Genomic DNA, 9,925 nt, shown 5'->3' on the forward strand with positions numbered 1-9,925 from the left:
GGTTCATCGGGGCGGGGAGGGGGCGGTGCACGTGCAGCGTACCCGAATCCTCCGGCGGGCCGAGGACGGGGCCAAGACAGGATCGACCGCATCACCCGGCCGGCGGCGGGCGCCCCTACAATGCCGGCATGCGCCGCCTTCTGCCCACGCTTTTCCTCGCCTGTGTGCCGTTCGCGGCCACGGCGCAGGTCACCGCCACCGGCGAGTACCTTGCGCGCATGGACACCGACGGTGACGGCCGCGTCAGCCTGGCCGAATACCAGGCCTGGATGAGCTACGCCTTCGACGGCATGGACCGCAACCGTGATGGCGTGCTGTCCGTCGACGAGTTGCCCGGCGGGCGCGGCAAGCCGATTACCCGCGAGGCGCATCTCGCCCAGCTCGCCGCGCGCTTCGCGCGCCAGGATGCCGACGGCGACGGCTTCCTCAGCGCGAAGGAACTGGCTGCGCCACCGCGCTGAGCGTCATGGCGCGTGGATCAGGCGTCCGCCCGCGAACGCCCAGTTCTCCCAGGTGGTTTCCTTGAAGCAGACCATGACGTTCTCCGGGTTCCTGCCCGCGGCGGCGAGCCGCTGCATCAGATCGGCCAGCAGCGCCTTCTTCACCTTCACGCTGCGACCGACGGACCACAGGATCTCGATCAGTGCGAAGTCGTCGTCGCGCGCGCCGGCGACGTCGGGATACGACGGGTCGTAGAGGAAATCCTCCGCCGGCAGTTCCAGCACGCGCTGGAAGCGGTCGGTCGCCGGCACGCCGGAGGCGACCAGCGCGGCATGCACCGCATCGAGGATCGACGACTTGAAGGCCTCGTCCTTCGGCGCACGGACGGTCAGGGTGATCAGCGGCATGGCGAAGGCCTCGCGCAACGGGGTGGTCAGCCTAGCGCGTCGCGCAAAAGAAAACGCCGGCCACGAAGGCCGGCGTCGGGGTTGCCGGCCCTTGAAGGGGCCGGCGGGGGAGGAACGGTTACTTCGTGATGTCGACGTCCTTCGTCTCGCGCAGGAAGAACGTGCCGATGATCAGCGTCATCACCGCGATGCCGATCGGGTACCACAGGCCGTAGTACAGGTTGCCGGTGGCCGCGACCAGCGCGAAGGAGATCGCCGGCAGGAAGCCGCCGAACCAGCCGTTGCCGATGTGGTACGGCAGCGACATCGAGGTGTAGCGGATCTGCGTGGGGAACAGCTCGACCAGGTAGGCGGCGATCGGGCCGTACACCATGGTCACGTAGATCACCAGGATCCACAGCAGCAGGATCGTCATCGGCTTGTTGATGCGATCCGTATCCGCCTTCTCCGGATAGCCGGCCGTACCCAGCGCGGCCTTCAGTTCGCCGCCGAAGGCCGCGGTCTTGGCCTTCGCATCGTCGCCGGACAGGCCGGCGGCTTCGAACGAGGCGACCGAGGTGGCGCCGACATTGACCTTCGCCACCGAACCCACGGGAGCGGCCTGGACCGAGTAGGGAACACCGGCGCGGGCCAGTGCGGCCGTGGCGACGTCGCAGGAGCTCGTGAACTTGCGCACGCCGACCGGATCGAACTGGAACGAGCAGGTGTCCGGATCCGCCACCACGATCGCCGGCGAGGTGCGGCTGGCCTCTTCCACGCCCGGATTGGCGAAGTGGGTGATGCCCTTGAAGATCGGGAAGTAGGTCACCGCGGCCAGCAGGCAGCCCGCCATGATGATCTTCTTGCGGCCGATGCGGTCCGACAGCCAGCCGAAGAACAGGAAGAACGGCGTGGCCAGCGCGAGTGCGGCGGCGATCAGCAGGTAGGCGACGGTGGAGTCGACCTTCAGGATGCTCTGCAGGTAGAACAGCGCGTAGAACTGGCCGGCGTACCACACCACGGCCTGGCCGGCGGTGGCGCCGAACAGCACCAGCAGCATCAGCTTCAGGTTGCCGCCCTTCAGCGAATCGCGGAACGGCGTCTTGGAGCCCTTGCCCTCGGCCTTCATCTGCTGGAACAGCGGGGATTCGCTCAGCTGCAGGCGGATCCACACCGAAATGCCCAGCAAAATGATCGACGCCAGGAACGGAATGCGCCAGCCCCAGGCTTCGAAGGCCTCGGTGCCCAGCGACAGGCGGCAGGCCAGGATCACCAGCAGCGACAGGAACAGGCCCAGCGTCGCGGTGGTCTGGATGAAGGCGGTGTACAGGCCGCGCTTGCCGTCCGGCGCATGCTCGGCCACGTAGGTCGCCGCGCCGCCGTACTCGCCGCCCATCGCCAGGCCCTGGGCCAGTCGCAGCACGATGAGGATGACGGGTGCGGCCATGCCGATCGATGCGTAGTTGGGCAGCACGCCGACCAGGAAGGTCGAGATGCCCATGATCAGGATGGTGACCAGGAAGGTGTACTTGCGGCCGATGCGGTCGCCCAGGCTGCCGAAGAAGGCCGCACCGAACGGACGCACGAAGAAGCCCGCCGCGAACGCCAGCAGCGCGAAGATCATGCCGGTGGTCGGATTGACGCCGCTGAAGAACTGCTTGGCGATGATGGCGGCCAGCGACCCGTAGAGATAGAAGTCGTACCACTCGAACACGGTGCCGAGGCTGGAGGCGAAGATGACCTTCTTGTGGCCCTTCGTCAGCTCGCCCTTCGACGAATGCTGCACGGACGTGGAACTCATGTGGATTCCCCTCAGAATGTGTACTTGACGGTGGTGTGCAGACGCTTCAGGTCGCCTTCGCGGTCGTCCTCGAGCGAACGCTGCCCGTAGATGAGCTCCGCGCCGATGTCCAGTTTCGGGAACGGCGAATAGATCACGTTGGCGTGCATGGACTGCGTGCGCTCGGTGACGCCGAAGCCGGTGAGCGCGGCGTCGTTGTCGAAATGCGAAGCCGCATACATCAGGTTGGTACGGACTTTCGGACTGAACACGTGCCGCCAGGCGACGAAGCCGCCGTACCCGTCCAGCGCGTTGATGTCGCCATTGGCTTCGGTCACCACGTCGCTGCCCACGCCGAAGGCGAGGTAGCGGCCGATGCCCTGACCCGCGTTCACCGCATAACGGATGTCGTCGCTCTTGCCCAGGTTGAACTTGCCCGAGACGCTGACGGAGGCGCCGGTATCGGTTTCGTCCAGCACCTTGAACTGGCGCACCATGCCCGCCACGGTGAAGTGGCCCCAGTCGCCCTTGGTCAGCCAGCGTGCGGTGACGTCCGGCGCGGCGTTGTCCCCGCTGTTGAAACGCGCACCGGTAAGGTACGGCGTGACGGTGGTCTGCGGGTTCTCGATCGAGAACGACCACGGACCCTTGGTGTAGCGCACCTGCGCCTGGCGCACGAAGACCGTGCCGTCGGTGGGGCCGACGAAGTCGACGGCGTCCGGCAGTGCCGCCACGTCCATGAAGTTGGACCACGTCTGGCCGGCCAGCCAGTTGTTCCAGCTCACGTAGGCGTGGCGCAGGCTGACGGCGTAGGTGTTGGTCGCGGTCTCGTTGCCGGCCAGCGCATTGCTGCCGCCGCCGAAGAAGTCCATCTCGACGAAACCCTTGAACTTGTCGCCGTTGTCGGTGACATGGTCCGCGCTCAGCCAGAAGCGCGAGAACTGCGCGTGGAAGTCGGTATACACATCGCCACCGTCGGCGGTCGGGCCACCGACCGGAATGGTGCTGGGCACGTAGAACAGGCGGCCGGAGTTGCCGTCGGCGATGCGACCGTCGCTGGTGTCGGTGACCATCGCGTCCATCTTGATGAAGCCGCCGTAGGAGAACGTGCTCCCCGGGTTGGACGCCGTCAGGATGGTGGTGTTCTGGATCGGCTGCTTGCCCGCGGGGACGGCGGCCGGTGCGGTGGCCTGCTTGGCCTGCACCTGCGTCACCTGTTCCTGCGTGGTGGTGATCTGGGTCTGCTGTTGCTGCTGCGCGGACAGCAGCAGTTGCACCTGCCGCTCCAGGTCGGCCACGCGGGCTTCCAGCGCCTTCTCCTTGGCGGTCTGTGCGAACGCCATCCCCGGCGCGATCAAGGCGACGAACAGCGCGGCGGCCAGTGGCCGTCGCGCGAATGCGGAACGTTGGGTCATAACCCCTCCCGAAAGGTTGATGGCCGCGTTGCGCGGCTGGAGGGAGACTTGCGCCTGCGTGCCGGCGACGCCTATTCGCCATTAGTCGTAACGGCGCTGCAGCAAAGACGAAGTGCCGGAAAAACAGGGGTGCGGCGTTCTGTCGCAGGCAGGCGGTGCGCGGACTTTAAGACCATCGTCTAAGTGGGATGCTGCAATGCCGCACGCCGGTATGCGTCAAACTCGATGCCCCGGATGCGCCTGCGTCGTCCCGCCGGACGCGCGCCTTCCGCCCCGCTTGCTTCAGAATCGACGCATCATTTGAACGTCCCGGGAGGACCTCATGACTGACCTGTATCCGGTCAAGCCGGAATTCGCCGCCAAGACCCGCATCACGCGCGAGCAGTACCTGCGCGACTACCAGGCCTCGATCGACGATCCCGACGCGTTCTGGGGCAAGGCCGCCGAGCGGCTGGACTGGTTCACCAAGCCGACCCAGGTGAAGGACGTCAACTACGCGCTGGACGACTTCCGCATCCGCTGGTTCGCCGACGGCGAGCTCAACGCCAGCGTCAACTGCCTGGACCGCCAGCTGGCCGAGCGCGGCGACAAGGTCGCCCTGCTGTTCGAAGCCGACAGTCCCGACACGCCGTCCTACGGCGTGACCTACCGCGAACTCCATGAGCGCACCTGCAAGCTGGCCAACGCGCTGCGCGCGCTGGGCGTGCAGAAGGGCGACCGCGTCACCATCTATCTGCCGATGATTCCCGATGCCGCCGTCGCCATGTTGGCCTGCGCGCGCATCGGCGCCATCCACTCGGTGGTGTTCGGTGGCTTCGCGCCCAATTCCATCGCCGACCGCGTGTCCGACTGCGCCAGCAAACTCATCATCACCGCCGACGAAGGCCTGCGCGGCGGCAAGAAGGTACCGCTGAAGGCGAACGTCGACGCCGCGCTCAAGCTGCCCGGCACCAATTCGGTGGAAACGGTCCTGGTCGTGCGCCACACCGGCGGCGCGGTGGACATGCAGATGCCGCGCGACCGCTGGTTCGACGCCGTCGTCGATGCGCAGCCGGCCGAGTGCGAGCCGGAACGCATGAACGCCGAGGACCCGCTCTTCATCCTCTACACCTCCGGTTCCACCGGCAAGCCGAAGGGCGTGCTGCACACCACCGGCGGCTACCTGCTGTACGCCGCCTACACGCACGAGGCGGTGTTCGACCTGCGCGAGGACGACATCTACTGGTGCACGGCCGACGTGGGCTGGGTCACCGGGCACAGCTACATCGTCTACGGTCCGCTGGCCAACGGTGCCACGGCGGTGATGTTCGAAGGCGTGCCGAACTATCCCAGCGTGTCGCGCTTCTGGGAAGTGATCGACAAGCACAAGGTCACCATCTTCTACACCGCGCCCACCGCCATCCGCGCGCTGATGCGCGAGGGCGAAGCGCCGGTCAAGAAGACCTCGCGTGCCTCGCTGCGGCTGCTCGGCAGCGTCGGCGAGCCGATCAATCCGGAAGCCTGGCGCTGGTACTACGATGTGGTCGGCGACGGCCGTTGCCCGATCGTCGACACCTGGTGGCAGACCGAGACCGGCGGCATCCTCATCACCCCGCTGGCCGGCGCCATCGACCTCAAGCCCGGGTCGGCCACGCTGCCGTTCTTCGGCGTGAAGCCGGCGCTGGTCGACGCCAACGGCGAACAGCTCGACGGCGCCACCGAAGGCAACCTGGTGCTGCTGGATTCCTGGCCGGGCCAGATGCGCACCGTGTATGGCGACCACCAGCGGTTCATCGATACCTATTTCCGCACCTACCCTGGCACCTACTTTACTGGCGACGGCTGCCGCCGCGACGAGGACGGCTACTACTGGATCACCGGCCGCGTCGACGACGTCATCAACGTCTCCGGCCACCGTATCGGTACCGCCGAGGTGGAAAGCGCGCTGGTCGCGCATCCCAAGGTGGCTGAAGCGGCGGTGGTCGGCTTCCCGCACGACATCAAGGGCCAGGGCATCTACGCCTACGTCACCCTCAAGGCGGGCGAAGCGCAGAGCGACGAGCTGCTGAAGGAACTGGTCGCCTGGGTGCGCAAGGAGATCGGCCCGATCGCCACGCCCGACCACCTGCAGTGGGCGCCCGGCCTGCCGAAGACGCGCTCAGGCAAGATCATGCGCCGCATCCTGCGCAAGATCGCTGAGAATGCGCCCGAGCAGCTCGGCGACACCTCCACGCTGGCGGATCCGTCGGTGGTGGAATCGCTGGTCGCCGAACGCAAGGTACGGTGAGGCAGGAGTGACATAAGAGGAGTGAGAAGTGGAAAAAGGCAGAAGCACGTTTGCTCGACTATCCTGACGCCGCACCGCTCACTCCTTACTCCCCCACTCACTCCTCGCTCCTATGCCTACCCTGCTGATCGCCGACGACCACCCGCTGTTCCGCGAAGCCCTGCGCGGCGCCGTGCAACGGGTGATGCCGGGGGTGAAGCTGCACGAGGCCGACAGCGTCGACGCGCTGTACGTGCTGGTCGATGCGCATCCCGACGCCGACCTGCTGCTGATGGACCTCAACATGCCCGGCGCGCACGGCTTCAATGCGCTGGTGCACCTGCGTGCGCTGCACCCGCAGCTGCCGGTGGTGATCGTGTCGGCGCGCGAGGAGCCGGCGGTGATGCGCCGCGCGCTGGACCACGGCGCGCTCGGCTTCATTCCCAAGTCCGCCGATTCGGACACCATCGGCCAGGCCATCGGCGCCGTGCTCGACGGCGAACGCTGGGTGCCCGACGAAGCGCACAGCGCACCGGCCACCAGCCGCGACGAGCAGGAAACCGCGCAGCGCCTGCGCGACCTCACCCCGCAGCAGTTCAAGGTGTTGCAGATGCTCGGGGCCGGCCGTCTCAACAAGCAGATCGCCTACGACCTGGGCGTGTCCGAAGCCACCATCAAGGCCCACGTCACCGCCATCCTGCGCAAGCTGCACGTCACCAACCGCACGCAGGCGGTGTTGGCCGCGGGTCGTCTGGCGGTGGACCCGGACGGCATCGTGTTGCCGCCGGAAGAAGCGGAGTAGGGCGTTCCGGAGGCCCTACCTGCGCGGCGCCACCGACACGCCGAACAGGCGCATCACCGGCCCGGTCAGCAGCGCACCGACGATGGCGCAGGGCGTGCCCCACAGCAGCACCGCGACGTAGATCATCGATGCGCCGCCGCCCTGGTAGGGCCGCACGCAGTCCGTGTAGTAGGCGAACACCAGCCAAGGGGCGAACAACAGGCAGGCGCCCACGGCGCGCAGCGGGTTGGCGGTGAACAGCGAAACGAAGGCGGGCAGCAATGGCACCATCAGGAACGTGCCCATCACCGCCAGGAACGTAGACAACGTGTGGTCGTAGCAGCCGACGCTGTTGAACGTCTGCAACGCAATGACGAAGACAATGGCGGCGATGCCACCGATCAACGCGTGCTTGCGGGACATCACCATCAGCGTCAGTTCCTCACCGGAAGCACGGTAGACGGCATGGCATCGCCCGCGTTGTCCGCATGGCCATGTGCGGAATGCCTACTTGCCCCAGCGCCAGCGCGGCGGCTCGCCTTTCAGCCAGCAGACCGCAACCAGCGCCAGCAGCACAGCCCACGTGCCGATCAGAAAGGGCGCGACGTTCCGGTGGGGAGGAAAGAACAGGAAAACCGAGACCAGCAGCACCAGTGCCACGCCGTAGACGACCCAACCCTGCCACCGCAACGGCAAGCCCCACCCCCACCCGTAGCGCTTCGCCTGGAACCAGTAGTCGTCCTTCTGCATGGAAAGCTCCTGATGAGGTATCCGATGTTCGCAACGACCGCGCGCTTCGCTTGGCGCACCGGTATGCCGCTTCCCGACCTGAGACGGGAGGAGGAGCGCGAGCTGCACATTCAGGATTCTACGCTGATGGGCGGTTGCTGCTTGTGTTGTTCATCGATAGGCGACCAATCATGTGGCTAGCGCCTTATGTCTTGTCGCGGAACGGGTTCGGCTTGAATGAACTGTTGGCGCAACCATCACGGTGACACAATTCGCTTGTACCGTGCCAGCTGGCAAACACGATCCCGAAGCAGACTTAACCCACGGTCCGCAACGATGATCGGCGACAGAGTGCCTCTGTCAGAAATGCTCTCCGACCACCAAAATTTTGTCTCGGCGTCAACGAATGCCAGCCACGCACGCTGAGCCTCTCTCAACGAAGACTTCTCCTCAGCGGAGAGTAATGACATTAGCTCGCTGTACTCTCGATTCAACTCTCCATCCCAGCCCTCATGCGCCCGCCCTTGTGCGTCGCGCATTGATGCTGTAACGCCGCCACTCATATCCATGTCTCGATCGAACTGGATGTCAATGGAATGTGCTCGACCCGTATCGCAGAACGCCTCCGATCCAAATGCTGATGGAGACATCAGGATCATTGCGAAGACTAGGAAGTGCTTCATGGAGGCTCCATTGCGTCTAACGCCTGAGTCAAGCCCGCCCGATTTCGGCCTTGGCGATGACCCAATTATAGTGAGCTAGCACCGAGCCCGCGAAGCGGGCTTGGCTTGATTGATGGGATGGACTCCTCCCGCGTCACCAAACGGCTTCGAAGCGCCAGACTGATGTTTCATCAGGACGCGGGATCACTAGAGGAGTCCACGCCATGCATGCTAGTACCGTCGCCATCAATTATGGCAACCGGATGTCTACGAAAGGCTGGCCGGTCCAGATTTGTTAGGCCGCAAGCCGGCCGTGCTGGTGTAAAACAAAGCCGACGGCATCCTCTCTACATAAATCGTCCGCCTGCGGATGGGTTGAAGCCTGTTGAAGCAGGCCTATCCAGTGATTGATTCGGTCAGAGCTAGTCTCACTATTGGCGATGCGATTAATCATCCAGGCAGTGATGGGGGTTGGCTTGCGTGACCAAGAAGACTCCAGAGCTGGAAGATAGTCCATCTGCTCCTCAATAAAATGCACGAATGGGCCAGGGCTACCGAGGTCATACTGGCTATTGGCCTCAAACCAGCAGAAGAGCATTGGGATCGCAGTACGTGGCCGGTCAAGCGCACGAACTGCATCTATCACGGAATTCATCGCGATCCGATCAGCCTCATCATCCGGAAACGAAATTGAGGCAATTAGCTGTTGAATTTCATCGAGACTTTCCATGCGGCCTAACACCTGAGTTAAGCCGACCCGCGAAGCGGGTGGCAGTTCCTACGAAAAAGTGGACACCAATTCTCTAGCGGCACTGCTCGAACTCCACCGGTGATCGATAGCCCAGCGCCGAGTGCAGGCGCTGGTGGTTGTAGAACTGGATGTAGTCGTTGATCGCCGAGCGGAGCGCGCGTTCACTGTCGAAGCGGTGGCGGTGATACATGTCCGACTTCATCGACTTGTTCCACGACTCCATGTGCGCGTTGTCGTTCATGCGACGCGGCCGGTTGACAGACTGCACCAGCCCGGACCGTCTCAGTCGCTGCCTGAAGTCGTTGGCCATGAACTCGATGCCGCGGTCACTGTGGAACAGCGTATCGCAGGCCGGCGTGCGTGTGCGTAGGGCGGCAGTCAGGGCGCGACGGGTCAGCGAGGCCGTGCGTTCGGATCCCAGCGACCAGCCCAGCAGGCGGCGGGAGTAGCGATCCATCACGGTGGCCAGATAACGCCATTGGCCGGCGACCTTGAGGTAGGTGACATCGCCGACCCACACCTGATCCTGTCGTTGGCAGGGCTGCTCGTGCGCGCGGCTCGGGACGCTGTCCAGAAACCGCGCCAGGCCGGGGCGACGGCGGTACAGGCGGGCCGAACAGGCACGCACGCCTTCCTGCCGCATCAGCCTTTCGACCCGACGGCGTCCGATCGGCTCGCCCTGTCGCCGGAGGGCGGCATGCACCCGGGGACTGCCATAGGTCTGTCGGCTGGCCT

The 9,925-nt window shown here is 65.1% G+C and carries 11 protein-coding genes; 3 read left to right on the top strand and 8 right to left on the bottom strand.

Annotated elements, in window-relative coordinates; translation table 11 throughout:
* Positions 1 to 128 precede the first annotated feature (128 nt).
* Complete coding sequence (locus CSC78_RS18480; RefSeq protein ID WP_162339337.1) at positions 129 to 461, top strand: EF-hand domain-containing protein; 333 nt, start codon at positions 129 to 131, stop codon at positions 459 to 461.
* Positions 462 to 464: 3 nt separating this feature from the next.
* Here CSC78_RS18480 and CSC78_RS18485 read toward each other — a convergent pair whose 3' ends face one another.
* From CSC78_RS18485 to CSC78_RS18495, 3 genes are all read right to left on the bottom strand, one after another.
* Positions 465 to 848, bottom strand: a complete 384-nt coding sequence (locus CSC78_RS18485) for a tautomerase family protein (protein WP_162339338.1) — start codon at positions 846 to 848, stop codon at positions 465 to 467.
* Between the two features lie 118 nt (positions 849 to 966).
* Complete coding sequence (locus tag CSC78_RS18490) at positions 967 to 2,628, bottom strand: MFS transporter (RefSeq protein WP_162339339.1); 1,662 nt, start codon at positions 2,626 to 2,628, stop codon at positions 967 to 969.
* Positions 2,629 to 2,639: 11 nt separating this feature from the next.
* Positions 2,640 to 4,022 carry a DcaP family trimeric outer membrane transporter gene (locus tag CSC78_RS18495; protein WP_162339340.1) on the bottom strand — a complete coding sequence of 461 codons (1,383 nt, stop codon included), beginning with the start codon at positions 4,020 to 4,022 and terminating at the stop codon, positions 2,640 to 2,642.
* A gap of 322 nt (positions 4,023 to 4,344) precedes the next feature.
* Between CSC78_RS18495 and acs the strand changes: the two genes are divergently transcribed.
* Both acs and CSC78_RS18505 read left to right on the top strand, forming a co-directional pair.
* Positions 4,345 to 6,288, top strand: a complete 1,944-nt coding sequence (gene acs / locus CSC78_RS18500; RefSeq protein ID WP_162339341.1) for an acetate--CoA ligase — start codon at positions 4,345 to 4,347, stop codon at positions 6,286 to 6,288.
* 112 nt (positions 6,289 to 6,400) lie between these two features.
* The gene (locus CSC78_RS18505) at positions 6,401 to 7,069 is read left to right on the top strand and encodes a response regulator transcription factor (protein WP_162339342.1); all 669 of its coding nucleotides are present in this window, start codon (positions 6,401 to 6,403) and stop codon (positions 7,067 to 7,069) included.
* 15 nt (positions 7,070 to 7,084) lie between these two features.
* Here the strand turns inward: CSC78_RS18505 and CSC78_RS18510 are convergent, their stop codons facing one another.
* The 5 genes from CSC78_RS18510 to CSC78_RS18530 all read right to left on the bottom strand — a co-directional run.
* Positions 7,085 to 7,477 carry a Na+:solute symporter gene (locus tag CSC78_RS18510; RefSeq protein WP_162339343.1) on the bottom strand — a complete coding sequence of 131 codons (393 nt, stop codon included), beginning with the start codon at positions 7,475 to 7,477 and terminating at the stop codon, positions 7,085 to 7,087.
* A gap of 78 nt (positions 7,478 to 7,555) precedes the next feature.
* Positions 7,556 to 7,798, bottom strand: a complete 243-nt coding sequence (locus tag CSC78_RS18515) for a hypothetical protein (protein ID WP_162339344.1) — start codon at positions 7,796 to 7,798, stop codon at positions 7,556 to 7,558.
* Between the two features lie 236 nt (positions 7,799 to 8,034).
* The gene (locus CSC78_RS18520; RefSeq protein ID WP_162339345.1) at positions 8,035 to 8,460 is read right to left on the bottom strand and encodes a lysozyme inhibitor LprI family protein; all 426 of its coding nucleotides are present in this window, start codon (positions 8,458 to 8,460) and stop codon (positions 8,035 to 8,037) included.
* A 274-nt stretch (positions 8,461 to 8,734) separates the two neighbouring features.
* Positions 8,735 to 9,169, bottom strand: a complete 435-nt coding sequence (locus CSC78_RS18525; RefSeq protein ID WP_162339346.1) for a hypothetical protein — start codon at positions 9,167 to 9,169, stop codon at positions 8,735 to 8,737.
* 73 nt (positions 9,170 to 9,242) lie between these two features.
* Positions 9,243 to 9,925 (bottom strand): IS3 family transposase (locus CSC78_RS18530; protein WP_162339347.1); only part of this gene is annotated, 683 nt, incomplete at its 5' end.

This window comes from Pseudoxanthomonas japonensis, from assembly GCF_010093445.1.
In the GTDB taxonomy this organism is placed as follows: Bacteria; Pseudomonadota; Gammaproteobacteria; order Xanthomonadales; family Xanthomonadaceae; genus Pseudoxanthomonas_A; species Pseudoxanthomonas_A japonensis.